This window comes from Sporanaerobacter acetigenes DSM 13106 (assembly GCF_900130025.1).
Taxonomy (GTDB): domain Bacteria; phylum Bacillota; class Clostridia; order Tissierellales; family Sporanaerobacteraceae; genus Sporanaerobacter; species Sporanaerobacter acetigenes.
Genome location: NZ_FQXR01000008.1, coordinates 34,742 through 54,605, shown reverse-complemented (window position 1 = coordinate 54,605; position 19,864 = coordinate 34,742). Strand labels below are relative to the sequence as shown.

Below are 19,864 nucleotides of genomic sequence, written 5' to 3'. Positions count from 1 at the left end.
TTTCATTTTTAAAAATTAAAAGCTAGATGAGCCTTATCTAGCTTTTAATTTAAAAGTCCTACAACCTTATCCAAAATAATATTCGCCAGCTCATCTTTACTCATTAAGGGATATTCAGAAACGCTACCACTCTTATCAATTATATTGACAATATTCGTATTTGTTCTAAAACCAGCACCTTCTTTAGACACATCATTTGCTACTATAAAATCAAAATTTTTTCTTTCCATTTTTCCTTTAGCATATTCTATTAAATTATCTGTTTCTGCTGCAAATCCTACCATGATTTTTTCGCCTTTTATCTTTCCAAAATACATGGCAACATCTGGATTTCTTATAAACTTTAACTCTAGCGCTTCTTCACCTTTCTTTATTTTTTTATCACTAACAGTTTCAGGTCTATAATCCAATGGAGCTGCAGCTTTAATTAAAACATGACAGTCATCAAATTCTCTCTCAATAGCATAAAGCATTTCTCTTGTTGTATTTATATTGATTACTTTTACTCCATTAGGTGGAGAAAGATGAGTAGGTCCAGTAATCAAAACCACATTGCCACCTCTATTTTTAGCCATCTCAGCAAGAGCATATCCCATTTTGCCACTTGAAAAGTTTGTCATATATCTCACAGGATCAAGTGGTTCTATAGTTGGACCAGCAGTTATAACAATTTTTTTCTCCTTTAAATCTTTATCATAAAAAGAACTTTTTAGATACTCAACTATTTCTTCTGGTTCAGCCATCCTACCTTCTCCATAAGTTCCACAAGCAAGTAATCCCACATTTGTATTTATAAACTCATATCCATATTCCTTTAACTTTTTTATATTCTCTTTTACAGTAGGATTTGTATACATATTGGTATTCATAGCAGGGGCAAATATGACTTTGGCCTTTGTTGCCATAACTACTGTAGTTAACATATCATCTGCTATTCCATTTGCAATTTTTCCTATTACATTTGCAGTAGCAGGTGCTATTAAAACCAAATCTGCCTTTTCTGCTAAAGAAATATGCTCAACTTCCCAAGTCTTTGGCTCTTCAAACATGTCTACATTTACAAAGTTTTGAGACAATGTTTGAAATGTCAATGGAGCAACAAAATTTGTTGCTGATTTGGTCATTATTACATTCACATTTGCATTTAATTTTTTTAGTCTGCTTACCACATCTACTACTTTATACGCTGCTATTCCTCCACTTACACAAACTAATATGTTTTTCCCTTCTAGCATTTAATCACCTACTTAAGGCCTTTTAAATCAGGTCTTCTATACGTTATTTTGTCCTGCCTTATTTCTTCAATAGCAATGCTTACGGGCTTGTTTGAATCTGTGTCTATATATGGTTTTGCACCATCAACTAGCTGTCTAGCCCTCTTTGAAGCAAGCATAACTAATGTATATCTACTATCTGCTTTTTTAGTTAATTCATTAATTGAAGGATACATATAAAAAACCTCCTATGATAATATTTTTTTTATTAATTCTTTTTGTCTTATGGTTTTACATTTTTCTGCCATTATGATTGATTCAATTTTTTCAACAGCATTCATAACTTCATCATTTATGACCATGTACTCATATTCTTTTATATATTCCAATTCTTTGAAAGCATTTTCATATCTTTTTTCAATATCACTTTTACTTTCTGTTCCTCTTCCAACAATTCTATTTTTTAACTCTTCCATAGAAGGTGGAGCTATAAATATAAGTACTGCTTTTGGATACATTTTTTTTATTTGAATTGCACCTTGTACATCAATTTCAAAAAGTATACTTTCTCCATTTTTCAACTTATCTAAAACAAATTTTTTAGGTGTACCGTAAAAATTTCCATGAACATTAGCATACTCAATGAATTCATCATTTTGAACCATAGCATCAAATTGTTCTTTATCAATAAAAAAATAATTAACTCCTTCAACTTCTCCATTCCTTGGCTTTCTAGTAGTAGCAGAAATTGATATGATAATATCTTTATTTCTTCGAAGAAGTTCCTTGCATATTGTTCCTTTCCCACAACCTGATGGCCCAGATACTACAACTAGTAGTCCTTCTTCCACGTCTATTCCTCCTTCTAATTTAGATCTATATCCATAGTATCTTTACTATTCAATCTATGAGCTACAGTTTCTGGTTGAACTGCAGAAAGTATTATATGATCACTATCAGTAATGATAACTGCTCTAGTTCTACGTCCATATGTAGCATCTATTAGCATGCCTCTATCTCTAGCTTCTTGAATCATTCTCTTTATAGGTGCTGACTCTGGACTTACAATAGCAATTATTCGATTTGCTGACACAATATTTCCAAATCCTATATTAATAAGTTTGATATTCATTTCTTACCCCTCCTGTTACTCTACGTTTTGAATTTGTTCTCTTACCTTTTCTAGTTCACTTTTTACTTCGACTACGGTCTTCCCTATCTCTATATCACTAGACTTCGAACCAATAGTATTTACTTCCCTGTTCATTTCCTGTATCAAAAAATCCAATTTTCTTCCTACTGGCTCTATACTATCTAGACATTCAAAAAGCTGATTTATATGACTATAAAGTCTCACAATTTCCTCAGTAATATTGCTTTTATCTGCATAAAAAGCAACTTCGTTGGCAAGCTTGCTTTCATCTAATTTATATTCATTATCTAATAGCTCTTCTACTCTTTCTTTCAACTTCTCCTTATATTCTAATACAACTAAAGGAGCTCTTTTCTCAATAGATTCTATCATTTTCTTTATTTTTAAAGTTCTTTCTCTAATATCCTTAGAAAGTTCATGCCCTTCTCGAATTCTCATTTCAACAGTATTGTCTAAAGCTTCTTCAAGGGCCTTTTCTAGGCACAACCAAATTTGATTTTCATCATCTTCTAATCTCTTTGTCTTTATAACATCTGGCATTCTTATTATATGTTCAATAGTTACTTTCTCATCAGAGAATAATTCATTTGTCATCTCATCTAAAGCTCTTTTATATGCTCTAGCTAAAGGAACATTTACTTTTACATCAATATTACTATCATCTTCATATTCCAACGATATATATACTTCAACTCTTCCTCTACTTATTTTTCCCTTTATGATTTTTTTTACATTTTCTTCTACATAATTTATATGTTTAGGCATTTTTATTATTGTATCATTGTATCTATGGTTTAGAGTTTTCACTTCTACAGTGAAATTATGTACTCCATCAGTATTTTCACTCCTGCCAAACCCTGTCATGCTTTTTATCATATATTTCATCCTCTCAATACTATTTTAGTAAATTTTATCACATTCACATTTATTATCAAGCCAATTTATATTACCAATTATATTACTAATGATTGAATTATTCCATGTTTTATTACAAAATATTAAAATTTTTTCCCTAAAGGAGTTTTTATTTATTTATTGTGCATTAAATGTTATACTTAATTTAAGAAAAAATATTGGAGGAATGTAAATGTCTTTTGATGGAATAGTAACAAGAGCCGTAATAAACGAATTAGAAACTTCCATTCTAGGTGGTAAAATAACCAAAATCTATCAGCAAGAAAAAGATGAAATTCTTATACATATTCATAATCTAGGTAAAAATTATAAACTTATTCTTTCTGCTAGTAGCAACAATCCTCGCATTTACCTGACCAATTATTCAAAAAAGAATCCAGATACACCACCTGTATTCTGTATGCTATTGAGAAAACATCTGACAAATGGCATAATAACTGAAATAAATCAGTATGAATTAGATAGAATAGTGATGATTGATATAAGATGTCTCGATGAAATGGGCGAAATGAGTATAAAACAACTAATAATAGAAATAATGGGTAAGCATAGCAATATAATTCTCATAGATAAACTTTCTAGTACTATAATAGATTCTATAAAAAGAGTACCTTATGATATGAGTAGAGTAAGGCAAGTACTACCTGGACTAAAATATGAATTTCCTCCTTCAAATGATAAAATAAATCCTATTGATATCAACTTTGATACTTTTATCAAAATATATGATGAAGAAAATAAAAATACTCAAATATTTAAATTTTTATATACAAATTTCATCGGATTAAGTCCACTTATCAGTAGAGAAATATGCTATCGTGCTCATATAGATGAAAGAAAATCCATGGACTATTTAGATGTAAATGAAAAAGAAATACTTTTCAAAGCTTTTAAAGAATTAATGGAAGATATCAAATTTAAAAATTTCTCACCAAATATTATTTTTCATAATGAAAGAAATGAAATAGTTGATTTTCATTCCATGAATATATCCCAGTATGGAGATATGAATGTAGAATATAATGAGTCTATGAGTTTTGTTCTAGATAAATACTATCTACAAAAAGATATATTGGATAGAATAAGTCAAAAATCACTTTCTATTAAAAAGTCAATACAAACAAAGTTAGATCGATCCATAAACAAATTAGCAAAGCAAAAAGAAGAACTACTGGAAGCAAAAAAAAGAGAAAAATATAAAATTTATGGAGATTTAATTTCTGCAAATATCTATAAAATATCAAAAAGAACAAATAGCATCCAGTTGGAAAACTTTTATACTGAAGATATGGAAAAGGTTTCAGTCCCATTAGATGTCAAATTATCTCCTTCACAAAATGCTCAACACTATTATAAAAAATATGCTAAATTAAAAAATGCTTCTAAACTTCTAGAAAGTCAAATTCCTCAAACAGAAGAAGAAATTGATTATTTAGAAAATATATTGATATCCATTGAAAATTGCACCGAAATTGAAGAGTTAGAAGAGATAAAGGATGAACTGATGAGTGAAGGATATATAAAAAGCTCTTACAAAAACAAAAAGAAAAACAACAACAAAATATCTAAACCTCATCACTTCTTATCTTCTGACAATTTTCATATATATGTAGGCAAAAACAATAAGCAAAATGACCATCTAACATTAAAACTTGCAGACAAGGAAGATTTATGGTTTCATACAAAAAATATACCAGGAAGCCATGTCATAATAAAAACTGAGCAAAAAAAAGTACCTGATACTACTTTATATGAAGCTGCACTATTAGCTGCCTTTCATAGCAAAGGAAAAAACTCACAAAATGTTCCTGTTGATTATACTTACAAAAAAAATGTAAAGAAACCAAAAGGTTCAAAGCCAGGAATGGTAATATATGAAAACAACAATACTATCTATGTAAGCCCTAGTACACAAGAAATTTTCAATATAAGAAAGGTAGATGACTAGTCATCTACCTTTTTTCCCTTATTATCACTTGATTCATTTCATCTATTTCTTCGAATTGCACACCAACTATTTCATTTCTTGACGTAGGAACATTCTTTCCAACATAATCTGGCCTTATAGGGAATTCCCTATGACCCCTATCAATTAAAACAGCTAATTGAACTTTTCTAGGTCTTCCCTTATCTACAAGTGCATCTAATGCAGCTCTTACAGTTCGTCCTGTAAATATAACATCATCAACAAGAACTACTACTTTATTGTTTATATCTATATTGAAATCATCGTTATTGATTATAGGATTAGAACTAATCTCTGTTAAATCATCTCTATACAATGTTATATCTAACGTAGCAACAGGTATCTTTATTCCTTCAATTTCAAATATTTTTCTTGAAAGCCTTTCTGCAAAAGGAACCCCTCTAGTCTTTATCCCTACTAATATCAAGTTTTCAGTTCCTTTATTTCTTTCTAATATTTCATTAGCTATTCTTGTAGTCGCCCTTTCAATAGCTTTTTCATCTAATATAACAGCTTTAGTTTTCAATATCTTCACCCCTAATTATTGTTATTTAAAATATCAAGAACTTTAAGAAAATAATCTGGCAAACTTGACTCAAATTTCATATATTTTTGTGTTCTTGGATGTATGAGTTCCAGTTTCCTTGCATGAAGCAACTGTCCTTGTAAATTAAATTTATTTTTATAATTTGAATATACAAAATCTCCAACTACAGGATGATTTATATATGCCATATGAACTCTTATTTGATGAGTTCTACCCGTTTCCAACTGTGCTTTAACCAATGTATAATTTCCAAATCTCTCCAATACCTCAAAATGAGTTATAGCTTCCTTACTATTCTTCGCTGTAACAGCCATTTTTTTTCTATCAACAGGATGTCTCCCTATAGGTTCATTTATAGTACCTTTGTCTTCTTTAATATTTCCATGAACTAGTGCAATATAAATTCTAACAATATTATGCTTTTTTAGCTCTTCAGAAAGTATTCTATGTGTAAAGTCATTTTTAGCAATTACAAGCAGACCTGATGTATCCTTGTCTATTCTATGTACTATTCCTGGTCTTATAATCCCATTTATAGTAGATAAATTATCAAAATGGTATAAAAGAGCATTTACTAGAGTACCTGAATAATTTCCTGGCGCTGGATGAACTACCATTCCTTGAGGTTTATTTATAACTGCAATGTCTTCATCCTCATATACAATATCAAGTGGTATATCTTCAGGAAGTATTTCTAGTTTTTTAGGTTCTGGCAATTCAACTAATATACAATCTCCTTCTTTAACTAAATATTTTGATTTAACACAATTCCCATTTACTTTAACTAAATTTTCTTTAATCAATTTTTGAATATAACTTCTCGAAATTTCATTTAATTCTTTAGCTAAATATGCATCTATTCTCTCATCATCTTCTTCACCAACATATATCTCAACAATATCCATTTTATCCTCCACTAAACTTCATATTTATTAAAAAGCACCATAATTACAATTAAAATAGTAGATATAACTATAAAGCTATCTGCTACATTAAAAACTGGAAAATAATAACCATTGCTAAACCTCACAGATATAAAATCTATTACATATCCAAGTCTTATTCTATCAATAAGATTCCCAACAGCTCCAGCTATTAGCATCACCAGTGAAACTTTCATGAGTTTAGATAAGTGATAAAAATTCTTTTTTAAAAAAAATACTACAAAAAATATAACTGCTACTGTTATAATTAGAAAAAATATCTTTTTGTTTTGAAGTATACCAAAAGCTGCTCCACGATTTTCCACATAAGTAAAGCTCAAAAAATTCTCAATTAATATTAAAGGTTCACCCAATTTTAAATATTTTACAGCTACTTGTTTTGTAAATTGATCTAATAAAATTATTAATATAAAAATTCCATACAACAAATCTTGTTCCTCCTTAAATAACAAATTACATATATTATTCTAATCTATTAAACTATTTATTACAAGAAAAAAGCTAGTTATATTTAACTAGCTAATTAAAGAGTATCCTTATAATATTCTTCTGATATTTTTTCTACATCTTCAACAATACCATCTTCTAAGTCATCATATATTCCTTGATTATCTCCTGTGGAATCAGAAGGATCATCTTTAACCATATTAAATCTTGCCACTGCTTGATAGCTGTCTTCTCTATCAAATTCTATTCCTTCACTTTTTAATTCATCAATATGACTTTTGGAAAAAGGCAAAGGTCTATCCTCCTCTTCAGGTCTAAAACTCATTTTCTTTTCTAAAGGTATTCTTTTTTTAGAACAATCTATACAAAGTTTAGCGTAGGGGAGTAATTCCAATCTATTGAAATCTATTTCTTTGCCACAAACCTTACAAATTCCATAATTACCTTCATCTATATTTCTAAGTGATTCTTCTATTTCATAAATAGTATCATTGTTTTTATTTTTCAGTCCCATATCATGTTCTTTCATGAACATTTCTGTTCCCAGATCTGCTGGATGATTGTCATAAGCGGACAATTCGCTTGCATATTCTTCCATTGACTCAAAAAAATTGTTTTCCATCTTATTTAAAATACCTTCAACCTTTTCCCTTTCTTTAAGCAGCAAATCTCTAAAATGAGCAAGTTCTTTCTTGTCCATTATCTACCTCCTGCTAAAGATTTTATTTGGTTTTTTACAATTCTAACCATAAAATCTTCTATAATGAGTAAGCTTATTTCTATTTCCTTTTGCAATAAATAAAAAAACTACTCAGTGATAATATTCCCACTTTAAATAAAATAATACCGAGTTAATCTCTCATCTAGTATATAAAAAAACTTAGCAATAAAAAAAACAACAAAACACTATCTCCAGAAAATCTTGCATCATATATCCATATAAGAAATAAGAAAAACAGCAATAAATAATCATCATATTTTCTACTCATAACAAAACCTCCCACATCATACTTCTACTACATCATATGACTTAGGGAGATTTTGTTTGCTTCTTATATATTCAAATTCTTTAGTCTTTTAATTTCATTTGCTAAAATTTCAAACTCATGAAAATTGAGAGATTGGAAACCATCAGAAAGTGCCATTTCAGGATTTGGATGAATTTCTATTATAACTCCATCTGCACCAATAGCTAATGAAGCTTTGGTAGCAGGCAATATCAATTCTCTTCTACCTGTGCCATGACTTGGATCAACAATTATAGGATATTCTGATAATGACTTAATTGTTGGTACACTCACTAAATCTAATGTATTTCTAGTATAGTTTTCAAAAGTTCTTATTCCTCTCTCGCATAATATAATATTTTCATTTCCTTCCATGCTTATATATTCACAAGCTTTAAGCCATTCCTCAATTGAAGAACTCATACCTCTTTTTAAGAGCACAGGCTTGTCAGTCTTACCCACTTCTTTTAGCAGTGGAAAATTCTGCATGTTTCTTGAGCCAATTTGAATAATATCTATATAATTGTACGCTCGTTCAATATCTCTAGGATCTAAAATTTCTGATACTATTTTCATTTTATATTTATCTTTTATATTTTTTAGTATTTTAAGCCCTTCAAATCCTAAACCTTGAAAATCATTTGGATCAGTTCGAGGTTTAAAAGCTCCTCCTCTTAAAACCTTTATTCCAAGTGAACTTAGAAATTTTCCTATAGATTCCATTTGTTCTTCATTTTCTACAGAACACGGTCCTGCTACAATTGTGAAATCATCTCCACCAAATTTAACTCCATTTCCTATATCAATAATTTTTGTCATAGCAAATTCCTCCAAAAATAGTTTTACATATATTATTTATATTATTTCTTCAATATTGTCAAGGATTTAAAAAAATGGAGGCTATGCCCCCATATCATCTGTTCTATCAATATTTTCTATTTCTTTTTCTCCTTCAAACTCATCAACAGATTCTTTCGATGAAGCACTTTCTATTTCATTGTAATAATCATCCAATGTTGACAATTGGGCTTCTATCAAAGATTTGAATCTAGTCTTAAAAATATATATCTCTTTTCTTAAGCTCTCATATTCTTCTTGAATTTTTATCACTTCATCATGAGCATTTTCTATTATTCTTCTAGACTTCTCTTCTGCTTCCATTATGATCAAATCCGCTTTTTGTTTTGCCGTATTGGTCACTTCTTCAGCAGTACCTTGAGCTACTACCAATGTATTTTTCAAGGTATCCTCTAGATTATTATATTGTTTTAATTGATCGTTTAAAATTGTAATTTTTTCTTTTAATTCAATATTTTCTTTATAAAGCTTTTCATAATCAACAATAATTTCGTCTAAAAAGCTATCCACTTCTGTCGCATTGTAACCTCTAAAAGACTTATTAAAATCTTTGTTCTGTATGTCTAAAGGTGTAAGCATTCCCTTCACTCCATTTATTTAAATATTCTAATACCAACTTTTAATCTATCCTTTTTAGTTGCGCCAAATATTGAATATAGAACAAATCTTCCATGACCTCTAACTGAAACAAGATCGCCTTCTTTCAGTTCAAAAAAAGGTTTCTTTACTGGCTCCCAGTTAACTTTTACTTTACAATTTTTAATAACATTTAAACTATCATTTCTAGATAAGTTAAAACTACTACTTATAGCTACATCTAATCTCAAAGAAGACAAATTAGTTATCAACTCTTTATATATCTCAATTCCTTCTTTTAAATCATATCTGTTTATGTATTCAATATTTATATTATTGTTCCCAACTTTTCTTAAATTAAATAAAATATAGTCAGAAATATCACTACTTACTATTATTTGAACATTGTCCTCATGTATTAAAATATCTCCAATTTTTTCTCTTGTTATTCCTAATCCTAATAAAGAACCTAAAAAATCTTTATGCTTTAACCCTTCAATATTACCTCTTATAGATAATGGAGCAATAGGGCTTTCTTCTAAATCAAATTCCATATAATCAGGATAAATTATAAGAATCTTTCTTTCAGCATTAAAAAGTCCACCATCCTCTACATAGGATATATGACCAAACCTATTTAAGATAGATTTGGCAAGTTTCACCTCATAGGGATCTAGAAAATCCGTAGCTTGAACCATATGTTTATCTTCAACTATTTCTATTTTATCCAAGACTCTTCTCATATTCATTACTTCATTTTTATCTTTTATGTGATATATATACTGTTCTTTGTTGTTAATCATCTTATCACCATATTAAAAAATAATAATTTTCAAAACATAAATAATCAAATTCATAAACAATAATGCAAGTAATGGTGAAAAGTCTAAAAATCCTGTATCTATCCCTAATCTTTCTAAGAGCATACCACAAGGTCCCAAAATAGGCTCTGTAATATCATATATAAACCTACTAAAGCCATTACTATTATCTATTGGTAAAAACGATAAAAATATTCTAACAAAAATAAAAATTTGAATTATATCAAATAGTATATTTACAGCCTCATAAAAAACAATCATATTATTTTCCCCTTAACTGTATTTTTACCAAGTAAACAAACCTCTGCTTTTTATATCTTCTTTTAATTGTCCATCAATCTCAACATTGTTTGGAGCAAGTATAAAAATATCTTTCGTTACTTTATGAATATTTCCTTCAAGAGCATAGAGTCCACCATTAATAAAGTCAAATATCTGTTTTTTACACTCTAGTTCTAACTCTTCTAAATTCACAACAACAGTTTTTCTCATTTTCAAATCATCTATGATCTTTGGAGCATCCTCATAATTTAAAGGTTCATGAACTACTAGTTTCATATTCATATTATTATGAATACTCACCACTTTGTTATTTACTTTTACGGGTTGGGGTATATCTAACTCTTCTTCATCATAATCTTCATATTCCTCATACTCATCTTCTAAATCTTCCAATCCCATAAAATACTTAAACTTATTCATAAAATTTGACATAATATTCCCCCCTTAATATACTCTTTTACCAAATATTGCAGTACCAATTCTTACAATATTAGCTCCTTCCTCTATAGCCACTTTGTAATCATTAGTCATTCCCATAGAAAAGTATTTCATTTCTAAATTCTCATAATTTTTCTTTTCTATTTCATAACCCAAATTTCTTAAATCTCTAAAAACAAATCTTACTTCTTCTGGATTTTCTGAAAAAGGTGCTATTGTCATAAGTCCTTTAACTCTAATATTTTTAAAATCTAATATAGATTCAATAAATGGAATCACTTCTTCTTTTTTAAGACCAAATTTTGTCACTTCTTCTGCTATATTTACTTGAATAAGTACATCTTTTATAATACTTTCTGATTTAGCTCTCTTATTTATCTCTTTTGCTAATGACATTCTATCTAGCGAATGTATTAAATCAACCTTATCTATAATATATTTCACTTTATTAGTCTGAAGATGTCCTATCATATGCCAATTGACATTTTTATTTATTTTGTCATACTTATCCATTATCTCTTGTACTTTATTTTCACCTATATTCTCTATGCCATAACTTATAGCTTCATTTATGCTATCTGCATCAACAGTTTTAGTCACTCCAACTAAAGTAATGTCGTCTTTATTTCTTCCTGAAGCAATGAGTGCACTTTCAATATTTTCTTCTACTCTCAATAAATTATCTCTTATACTAATTTTAGACACCCCCTCGTTGTCAGTCTATAATCTGTCCTTCCTTTGCCTTTCCACCACTTAAAAGGATTTCATCAAATACTTTTATAGTTTTAATTCTTTTATCACTTCCTTCAATATCGATAAAATTACTATTATTTCCTTTTGAAACAATAGTATATTCTTCATTTTGCCCTAATATTTTAACTGGTCTAAATCTTATTATTCCACTAATATCTTTAATATAAACACCATTTAAACCATCTTTTTCACAAATAGCTTTTGTGGGAACCTTTAAACCTTCATTTTTAGATTTAATTATCTCGATATCTACATTTCTCTTTTCACAATAATCATGAAAATGAGTATCTAACTTAATTGCAACTATACCTTGTCCATTTTTAGACTTTATTTTTATTATCCTACCTCTCAATTCTTCATCACTGTCGTCTAAACAAATAGAAATCATATCTCTTTCTTTTAGCGACTTTATTTTTTTTATATCATCAACATCTACTAGCAAATACCAATCGTAATTATCCATTACTTTAAACATTGCATCCCCTGCATTTACATCTGATTTGTTTTTACTGACTTTAGATTCTGCTTCTTTATCTCTTATATCTTCCAATGTATAGTTTAGAATATTGTTCCCATTATATATTTCTTCAAAGCCATCAATCTTAAAACTAACAATTCCCGCCTCTTTGGAAAAATAATTTATAGTACTATTTAGTATTTCCTTAGTTAGCTCTTCTTTTTTGTTTTTTAAATTATCTAGACTCTGATTAGCCAGAGTATTTTCACCTGTAGCATTACTTTTCTTTCCTAACGAACAATATAGCTCTTCTTTCAATTGTGTAGTTTCATCATAATCCCCATTTATTATATTATCTTGAAGTTCCTCAATGACCATTTCAGTGTTTTTTTCAGATTTAGTTTCATCTTTCTTTGCCATTTCTTTTTGCTTATTTACCTTTTCTATGGATTCTATTTTTTTATTTACTTCTTTTAATTCACTTTCTAAAGAGGAATCCTCCTCTACAAGTGATAACTCAGCTATTTTGGCTCCTACTTTAACCCTTTCTCCCTCTTTTTTTAAAAAATTTATTTTCCCATCTCCATCGGCTCTATATACTCTTTCATTTCTGACTATAATTCCTGGAAAATTAACACTATCTTCTATAGTACCCTCTTCTACGAGGACAGTTTTCAAATTAGATGCATATAATGCCGGGACACTCCTAAATATCAAATAGATAAGAATAAAAGAAATAAACATAGCTCTAATCCATTTTTTCTTCTTTCGTCTTTTATCTCTTTTCTCTTTTGACATATTATACCATCCTTCATGAATAATTAACCTTACATAATTAGTTCTCCATTTCTTTTATTTTTCCTTCAAAACTTTAAATTTTTTTTTAGGTCTTAAGACCCATTTTAAAGTTTTAAAAAAACTTTCCATATTTGCTTACAATCTTAAATTTAATGATATTGTCAATATTCAACCTTCTTATCTCGTCATTATGTGTAACCATGAGTATAGCCCTTTCCTTTTTCTTCGCTCCAATTACTATGCCTTCTAATTTTTGTTTACCTTTAAGTACTACTTTTATTTCATCTCCTGACTTTACCCTGCAACCATCAAAAACAAATTCCTTCATATCCGCTTCATCAATATGTTCTTGAGTTATAGATTTTTTATTTATTAGAATAATATTATTTTTAAGATATAGTTTTTCTTTTAATACTGCAAATATATATCCAATGATGCTAACTACAAATAGCATAAGCAGAAAATACTTAATATATACTATCAATTCAATACCTCCATTTTATATTAGTATTTCTTATTATTAAGTATAACACATCTCTATACTTACTTAAACCTACTTTACAAACACTTTATCCTAATATATAATATTATATAATATAATTAATCATCGGGATGTAGCGCAGTATGGTAGCGCACAAGTCTGGGGGACTTGGGGTCGCTGGTTCAAATCCAGTCATCCCGACCATAAAGAAAGGGTAGAAAATTTTAATTTTCCACCCTTTCTTTATAACAAATAAAAAAGTTTTACTTCAATACTTCATCTTATCTATATTATAATACAGATAAGTCCTCCGCTCCCATCGTTTATTATTCTTTCTAGTGTTTTTCTAATCTTCTGTCTTGCATCATCTGGCATCATATCAAGTTTTCCTTGTAGTTGTTCGTTTACAAGATCATATAATGACTTTCCAAACAAGTTTGATTGCCATATTTTAGATGGATCTCCTTCAAACTCACTCAAAAAGTATTTAACCAACTCTTCACTTTGACTTTCTGTTCCTATGAGAGGAGAGACTTCTGTAGTAATGTCCGCTCTTATAAGATGAAGTGACGGTGCTTTAGCTTTTAATTTTACCCCAAATCTATTTCCTTGTCTATATATCTCAGGTTCATCTAATTCAAGTTCATCTAGACTTGGACTTACCAATCCATATCCAAACTCTTTTGCTTCCGTTAAGGCTTTTTCTATTTTATCATACTCATGCTTTGCTTGAGATAATTTAGAAATAAGGCCTATAAGCTGATAATCACCTTGTATACCATATCCTGTTATTTCTTTTAATACATTATAGAACATACTATCCTCTAAGACTATATCTATATTAGCTACTCCCTCTCCTAGATTTATTTCTTTAATTCTGGTTTCCTTAATTGTTTCAAGTTCGCCTAAAGTTTCCACAACAGAATTTATTTCACTTAATTTTTGAAGTGTTTCAATAGATTCTTTTAAGGATTCTAAAATGCTAGACTTTATCCAATGATTTCTATTTAATCCTTCCATCCACCCTGGTAAATTTATTTTAATTTCTTTGACTGGAAATTCATAAAGTATTTTTTCAAATATTTTTTCCAAATCATCTGTATCCATGTTTAAGCAATCTACTGCAATTACAGAAACATTGTATTTTTCTTCAAGACTTTCTCTTAAAGCAATAGTACTATCTAAATTAGGATGTTTAGAATTCAAAAGAATTATAAAGGGTTTTTCTAATTCTTTAAGTTCATTTATTACTCTTTCTTCGGCTTTTATGTAATTTGATCTGTCTATATCTGTAATAGAACCATCCGTAGTAACAACTATTCCAATAGTAGAATGATCAGTTATTACTTTTCTTGTTCCTATTTCTGCCGCTTCCTCGAAAGGTATTTCCTTTTCATACCACGGTGTAGTAACCATTCTAGGTATATTATCTTCTTCATGCCCAATAGCACCTTTAACTAAATAACCAACACAATCTACCATTCTTAACTTAAATCTAACATTATCCTTTAGAATGAGTTCTACTGCTTCATTGGGAACAAACTTCGGTTCCGTTGTCATAATAGTTTTTCCTGCTCCACTTAAAGGTAGTTCGTCTTTAGCTCTTTCTTTTTTATACTTGTTTTCTATATTGGGGATAACTAGTAATTCCATAAAACGTTTAATAAAAGTTGATTTACCCGTTCTTACAGGGCCTACTACTCCAACATAGATATCTCCATCTGTTCTTTCAGCAATGTCTTTATATATGTCAAATTTCTCCACCATTTTACCTCCTTTTAATTATATTCCAATTATATATTGGTTTCCTAACATTATATATATGTACTTACATTGAGAATATGACAGGCACCATAAAAATAAAAGACATACTACTCAGTATGTCTCTACCATTTACTATCTAAATTTTTAGCTATATCTTCCATCTCATGTTTTTTATCTCTAAGCATTAAATTTACAACAGAATTCTTCACATCTTTTCCTTCATAGAGAACTTCATATATTTCTTTAGTAATAGGCATCATCACATTGTATCTTAAAGAAAGTTCATAGGCAGATTTAGTAGTCTTTATACCCTCTACTACCATTCCTATGCTCTCAACAGCCTCTTCCAAATTTTTACCTTCTCCTATAAGTATACCCGCTCTCCTATTTCTACTATGCATACTTGTACAAGTAACTATTAAATCTCCAATACCAGCAAGACCTGCAAATGTTTCATAATTAGCACCCATTTTTTCTCCAATTCTAGCCATTTCAATTATTCCTCTTGTCATAAGAGCAGCCTTAGTATTGTCACCATACCCTAGTCCATCCGAAATTCCTGCTCCAAGAGCAATTACATTTTTTAAGGACCCACCTAATTCTACTCCGATGACATCAGGATTTGTATAAACTCTAAATTTAGGTGCCATAAATACATCTTGTATATAATGGGCAACATCTCTTTCTTTTGATGCTGCAACCACAGTAGTAGGCATATCTCTTGCAACTTCCTCAGCATGAGATGGTCCTGAAAGAATGGCATACTTATTTCGTGGAAGGATTTCATTAACAATTTCAGAAATCCTCATGAGACTATTGTTTTCTATCCCTTTTGCTACGTTTACAATTATTTGATTTGGTTCTATATACCTTTGACCATTTACCAATGTTTCTCTAACAGCATAAGAAGGAACAGACATTAACAAGATATCTTTACCATAAACAACCTTCTCGAAATCTGAGGTTAAATTTACATTGTTTGGAATAATAACTCCTGGCAAATATTTTAAATTTTCTCTAGATATCCTCATCTCTTCACATTGCTTGTCATTTCTTATCCATAAGCCTACCTCGCATCCTTTCTTGGAAAGAAGTATCGCCAGAGCAGTCCCCCAACTTCCTCCCCCTATAACTGCAATTTTTTCTACCATGTAAGTCAAGCCCCCTATGTTTATTCATTAGTTTAATTTACTTCCTGACCTAATTTTGACTCCTCTCCATTTTTAAGTCTCTTTATATTACTTCTATGCCTAAATATGGCCATTGACGCTAATATAATTGTACAAATGAAAAAATTCAAGTCAAAAGGTTTTTTTAAAACACTTCCCAAAATTGGTACTAAACAAGTTGCTACTATTGATCCCAAAGACACATATCTTGTTATGGCAATAATAGTAAATCCTATGGCTATACAAATAATAGCTGTAGGTAAATGTAGATATAACATAACACCAAGTGAGGTTGCAATGCCTTTGCCACCTTTAAATTTTAGGAATACTGGCCAATCATGACCTATAACTACAAATACTCCTGCAATTAATGCTCCATTGTAACCCATAAAATAATTTCCTATGTTTACAGCAATGATTCCTTTTAAAATATCTAAAATAAATGATATAAGGCCTATTTTGACCCCAAAAACCCTTAACGCATTTGTTGCACCAGCATTTCCACTTCCATACTTTCTTATATCTTTGCTCTTACATACTTTTCCCAAAATATATGCAGAGGAAAAGTTTCCGATCAAATAAGAAATAATAGCTATAAGTATAACTTTGTTCAAATTAATCCCCCTTTTCTTTAAATTCAAGCTGGATTGGAGTTCCTTCAAATCCAAAATTCTGACGGATTTGATTTTCTAAATATCTTTCATAAGAAAAATGTGAAAGTTCCCTATCATTAATAAATATGACAAACTTTGGTGGTTTAATACCTACTTGTGTTCCATAATATATTTTTAATCGTCTTCCTTTATCTGTTGGTGGCTGGTTTAAAATAACTGCCTCATTTAAAATATCATTGAATATACCCGTGCTAATCCTTTTAGTATAGCTACTGTATACTTCTTTTATCAGTGCAAAAACTTTATTTACCCTTTTGCCAGTTTTCGCAGATATTAAAACTATAGGTGCATAGGTAACAAAAGATAAAACGTTTCTGACTTCTTTTTCAAATTCTAAATATGTCTTATCTGATTTATCTATTAAATCCCATTTATTTATGGCAATTATAAGAGCCTTTCCTCTTTCATAAGCATGACCAGCAATTTTAGCATCTTGTTCTGTAACTCCTTGTGTTGCATCGATTATCAATATACATACATCTGATCTATCTATGGCGGTTAATGATCTTATGACACTATACTTTTCAATATTTTCATCAATATTTCTTTTTCTCCTAATTCCTGCTGTATCAATAAACACATATTTGTCATCTTGATACTCAAAATAAGTATCTATCGCATCTCTTGTTGTACCAGGTATATCACTTACAATAACCCTTTCTTCTCCCAATATACAATTTATAAGAGATGATTTTCCAGCATTTGGTTTCCCAATTACAGCAACTTTAATTACATCTTCATCATATTCAGTATCTTTGTCTTCGGGAAAATTTTCTACTACTTCATCTAATAAATCCCCTAATCCTAAACTTTGTCCTGCAGATACTACTATAGGATCTCCTAGACCCAATTCATAAAATTCATATATCTCATGGGGTGTTTTTGGTGTATCTATTTTATTACAAACTAATATAACTTTTTTCCCGGATTTTCTGAGCATATTTGCTATTTCTCTATCAGAAGCAGTTATACCGTCTAACCCATCTACAACAAAAAGTATCACATCTGCTGTACCTATAGCTACTTCTGCCTGTCTTCTAATTTGAGATAATATAGTATCATCACTATATGGTTCAATACCTCCTGTATCTATTAGAATAAAGTATTTATTCAACCATTCGGCCTCTGCATAAATTCTATCTCTAGTAACCCCAGGCTTATTTTCTGTAATTGCAATTCTTCTACCTACAATTCTATTAAAAAGAGTAGATTTTCCTACATTTGGTCTTCCAACTATACATACAATTGGTCTCATAATATCACCTCATATCCTTTGTAAATATATTTATAAAATCTTTACCTTTAACTTTCGATGGAATAACTTTAATATTTAACTCTTTTTCAATATCTTCAATTGTCAAATCATCTAAAAAAACTTTTTCTCCACTCCTAAGCATTGAATTAGGTATTATTAAAGCATCAAAATCTTTATATTCTTTTAATTGGTTAATCAAGTCTTGTCCTGTTATAAGGCCTGAAACAGTAATGGTTGTTCCAAAAAAATCATTTTTTATTGGAACAACTTTTATTTCTAATTCTCTTATATTATTCATGACTTTATCACAAATAGATTTGACAAACTCATAAGCTAATGTTCCTGTTGCAACAATATATTTCTTTTTTAAACTTATATCATCTTTTAATTTTTCTATTTCTCTATCTACTTCATATGAAAAAAGTGTCATAAGTCCTACGCCATTTTCCAATTGAAGAAACTTCTCATATTCCCCATAAGATGGAGGAGCAATATTGGTCATTGCATAAAATTCGTCAGACGGAAAAACAAATCTGGTACCTAGCTTTTTTAAATATTCTTCCTGCTTATTTCTTATATACTTTAAAAATTCAAGAGAAGACACTTCATTAAAAGGTTCAAGTTTAGGAAGGTCTTCCCTGTATTTCGTAATACCTACTGGTACCACCGCCACACTATTCACACTTGGATAAAGTTTAGATAAATCTCCTAGCGTTCTATCAAGCTCTGCTCCATCATTTACTCCTGGAACTAGAACTATTTGGCAGTGAACCTCAATTTTAGCTTGGCTAAATTTTTTTAAAATATTATATATTTTCCCAGCATTTTTATTATTAAGCATTTTTATTCTCAATTCAGGATTAGTGGTATGAACAGAAACATTTATTGGACTCAATCTATAATCTATAATTCTTTGTATTTCATCATCCCTTAAATTAGTTAAAGTAATAAAATTTCCTTGAAGAAATGAAAGTCTTGAATCATCATCTTTAAAATATAATGTTTCTCTCATTCCTTTAGGTAATTGATCAATAAAACAAAACATGCACTTATTTCTACAGCTTTTAGCCTTATCAATAAGCGGATTTGTAAAATATATTCCTAAATCTTCATCATAGTCTTTTTCTATTTCAAAATCCCATACCTCATTATTCTTTTTTTGAATAGTAACAACTACATAATTATCAGATATTAAATATTTATAATCAATAATATCCAAAACCTTATTATCATTAATTGAAACGAGAATATCTCCAGGTTCAATTCCAAGTTCTTCGGCAATACTGCCTTTTTCTACTTTTTCAATAATATTTATATCATTATCTAGTGATTTTAGTTCCATAAT

Annotated in this window: 24 protein-coding genes and 1 tRNA gene; 2 read left to right on the top strand and 23 right to left on the bottom strand. The window is 29.5% G+C overall.

Annotated elements, in window-relative coordinates; genetic code table 11:
• Positions 1–44: 44 nt before the first annotated feature.
• The 5 genes from coaBC to BUA21_RS09135 are packed head-to-tail and all read right to left on the bottom strand — an operon-like array spanning position 45 to position 3,243.
• Entirely contained in the window at positions 45–1,235 is a 1,191-nt protein-coding gene (gene coaBC / locus BUA21_RS09155) for a bifunctional phosphopantothenoylcysteine decarboxylase/phosphopantothenate--cysteine ligase CoaBC (RefSeq protein WP_072744525.1), read from the bottom strand.
• 8 nt (positions 1,236–1,243) lie between these two features.
• Positions 1,244–1,450 (bottom strand): DNA-directed RNA polymerase subunit omega, encoded by a 207-nt coding sequence (rpoZ, locus tag BUA21_RS09150; RefSeq protein WP_072744524.1) that lies wholly within the window; start codon positions 1,448–1,450, stop codon positions 1,244–1,246.
• Positions 1,451–1,462: 12 nt separating this feature from the next.
• A complete protein-coding gene (gmk, locus tag BUA21_RS09145; RefSeq protein ID WP_199228974.1) occupies positions 1,463–2,065 on the bottom strand; it encodes a guanylate kinase in 603 nt (200 codons plus the stop codon).
• A 14-nt stretch (positions 2,066–2,079) separates the two neighbouring features.
• The gene (remA, locus tag BUA21_RS09140) at positions 2,080–2,340 is read right to left on the bottom strand and encodes an extracellular matrix/biofilm regulator RemA (RefSeq protein WP_434223132.1); all 261 of its coding nucleotides are present in this window, start codon (positions 2,338–2,340) and stop codon (positions 2,080–2,082) included.
• A gap of 21 nt (positions 2,341–2,361) precedes the next feature.
• A complete protein-coding gene (locus BUA21_RS09135) occupies positions 2,362–3,243 on the bottom strand; it encodes a YicC/YloC family endoribonuclease (RefSeq protein WP_072744521.1) in 882 nt (293 codons plus the stop codon).
• 211 nt (positions 3,244–3,454) lie between these two features.
• Between BUA21_RS09135 and BUA21_RS09130 the strand changes: the two genes are divergently transcribed.
• Complete coding sequence (locus BUA21_RS09130; protein ID WP_072744520.1) at positions 3,455–5,230, top strand: Rqc2 family fibronectin-binding protein; 1,776 nt, start codon at positions 3,455–3,457, stop codon at positions 5,228–5,230.
• Positions 5,231–5,234: 4 nt separating this feature from the next.
• On the opposite strand, the gene pyrR is transcribed toward BUA21_RS09130, so the two are convergent.
• The 13 genes from pyrR to BUA21_RS09070 form a co-directional block, all read right to left on the bottom strand.
• Positions 5,235–5,783, bottom strand: a complete 549-nt coding sequence (gene pyrR / locus BUA21_RS09125; protein ID WP_327198053.1) for a bifunctional pyr operon transcriptional regulator/uracil phosphoribosyltransferase PyrR — start codon at positions 5,781–5,783, stop codon at positions 5,235–5,237.
• Between the two features lie 2 nt (positions 5,784–5,785).
• Positions 5,786–6,700 (bottom strand): RluA family pseudouridine synthase, encoded by a 915-nt coding sequence (locus tag BUA21_RS09120; protein ID WP_072744518.1) that lies wholly within the window; start codon positions 6,698–6,700, stop codon positions 5,786–5,788.
• Between the two features lie 11 nt (positions 6,701–6,711).
• On the bottom strand, positions 6,712–7,191 hold the full coding sequence (gene lspA, locus BUA21_RS09115) for a signal peptidase II (RefSeq protein ID WP_268801905.1): 480 nt from the start codon (positions 7,189–7,191) through the stop codon (positions 6,712–6,714).
• A 71-nt stretch (positions 7,192–7,262) separates the two neighbouring features.
• A complete protein-coding gene (locus BUA21_RS09110; RefSeq protein WP_072744516.1) occupies positions 7,263–7,886 on the bottom strand; it encodes a TraR/DksA C4-type zinc finger protein in 624 nt (207 codons plus the stop codon).
• Positions 7,887–8,049: 163 nt separating this feature from the next.
• The gene (locus BUA21_RS15230; RefSeq protein WP_268801904.1) at positions 8,050–8,175 is read right to left on the bottom strand and encodes a hypothetical protein; all 126 of its coding nucleotides are present in this window, start codon (positions 8,173–8,175) and stop codon (positions 8,050–8,052) included.
• A 63-nt stretch (positions 8,176–8,238) separates the two neighbouring features.
• A complete protein-coding gene (locus BUA21_RS09105) occupies positions 8,239–9,012 on the bottom strand; it encodes a bifunctional 3-deoxy-7-phosphoheptulonate synthase/chorismate mutase (RefSeq protein WP_072744515.1) in 774 nt (257 codons plus the stop codon).
• 81 nt (positions 9,013–9,093) lie between these two features.
• Positions 9,094–9,630: a DivIVA domain-containing protein gene (locus BUA21_RS09100; RefSeq protein ID WP_072744514.1), complete on the bottom strand. Its 537-nt coding sequence runs from the start codon at positions 9,628–9,630 to the stop codon at positions 9,094–9,096.
• A 14-nt stretch (positions 9,631–9,644) separates the two neighbouring features.
• The gene (locus BUA21_RS09095; protein ID WP_072744513.1) at positions 9,645–10,430 is read right to left on the bottom strand and encodes a YlmH family RNA-binding protein; all 786 of its coding nucleotides are present in this window, start codon (positions 10,428–10,430) and stop codon (positions 9,645–9,647) included.
• Positions 10,431–10,442: 12 nt separating this feature from the next.
• Complete coding sequence (locus BUA21_RS09090) at positions 10,443–10,709, bottom strand: YggT family protein (RefSeq protein WP_072744512.1); 267 nt, start codon at positions 10,707–10,709, stop codon at positions 10,443–10,445.
• Positions 10,710–10,733: 24 nt separating this feature from the next.
• A complete protein-coding gene (locus tag BUA21_RS09085; protein WP_072744511.1) occupies positions 10,734–11,162 on the bottom strand; it encodes a cell division protein SepF in 429 nt (142 codons plus the stop codon).
• Positions 11,163–11,174: 12 nt separating this feature from the next.
• Positions 11,175–11,864, bottom strand: coding sequence for a YggS family pyridoxal phosphate-dependent enzyme (locus tag BUA21_RS09080; protein ID WP_072744592.1), 690 nt, complete (start codon positions 11,862–11,864; stop codon positions 11,175–11,177).
• 19 nt (positions 11,865–11,883) lie between these two features.
• Positions 11,884–13,176 carry an HlyD family efflux transporter periplasmic adaptor subunit gene (locus tag BUA21_RS09075; RefSeq protein ID WP_072744510.1) on the bottom strand — a complete coding sequence of 431 codons (1,293 nt, stop codon included), beginning with the start codon at positions 13,174–13,176 and terminating at the stop codon, positions 11,884–11,886.
• Positions 13,177–13,288: 112 nt separating this feature from the next.
• Positions 13,289–13,660 carry a hypothetical protein gene (locus BUA21_RS09070; protein WP_084604221.1) on the bottom strand — a complete coding sequence of 124 codons (372 nt, stop codon included), beginning with the start codon at positions 13,658–13,660 and terminating at the stop codon, positions 13,289–13,291.
• A gap of 124 nt (positions 13,661–13,784) precedes the next feature.
• Here BUA21_RS09070 and BUA21_RS09065 point away from each other — a divergent pair.
• Positions 13,785–13,861, top strand: a tRNA-Pro gene (locus BUA21_RS09065).
• A gap of 81 nt (positions 13,862–13,942) precedes the next feature.
• Here BUA21_RS09065 and spoIVA read toward each other — a convergent pair.
• From spoIVA to BUA21_RS09040, 5 genes are all read right to left on the bottom strand, one after another.
• On the bottom strand, positions 13,943–15,424 hold the full coding sequence (spoIVA, locus tag BUA21_RS09060) for a stage IV sporulation protein A (RefSeq protein WP_234973702.1): 1,482 nt from the start codon (positions 15,422–15,424) through the stop codon (positions 13,943–13,945).
• Between the two features lie 119 nt (positions 15,425–15,543).
• Positions 15,544–16,572, bottom strand: a complete 1,029-nt coding sequence (locus BUA21_RS09055; RefSeq protein ID WP_072744508.1) for an NAD(P)H-dependent glycerol-3-phosphate dehydrogenase — start codon at positions 16,570–16,572, stop codon at positions 15,544–15,546.
• 32 nt (positions 16,573–16,604) lie between these two features.
• Positions 16,605–17,204, bottom strand: a complete 600-nt coding sequence (gene plsY / locus BUA21_RS09050) for a glycerol-3-phosphate 1-O-acyltransferase PlsY (protein ID WP_072744507.1) — start codon at positions 17,202–17,204, stop codon at positions 16,605–16,607.
• Position 17,205: 1 nt separating this feature from the next.
• Positions 17,206–18,522 (bottom strand): ribosome biogenesis GTPase Der, encoded by a 1,317-nt coding sequence (gene der, locus BUA21_RS09045; protein WP_072744506.1) that lies wholly within the window; start codon positions 18,520–18,522, stop codon positions 17,206–17,208.
• A gap of 1 nt (position 18,523) precedes the next feature.
• Positions 18,524–19,861 carry a DUF512 domain-containing protein gene (locus BUA21_RS09040; protein WP_072744505.1) on the bottom strand — a complete coding sequence of 446 codons (1,338 nt, stop codon included), beginning with the start codon at positions 19,859–19,861 and terminating at the stop codon, positions 18,524–18,526.
• Between the last annotated feature and the right edge of the window lie 3 nt (positions 19,862–19,864).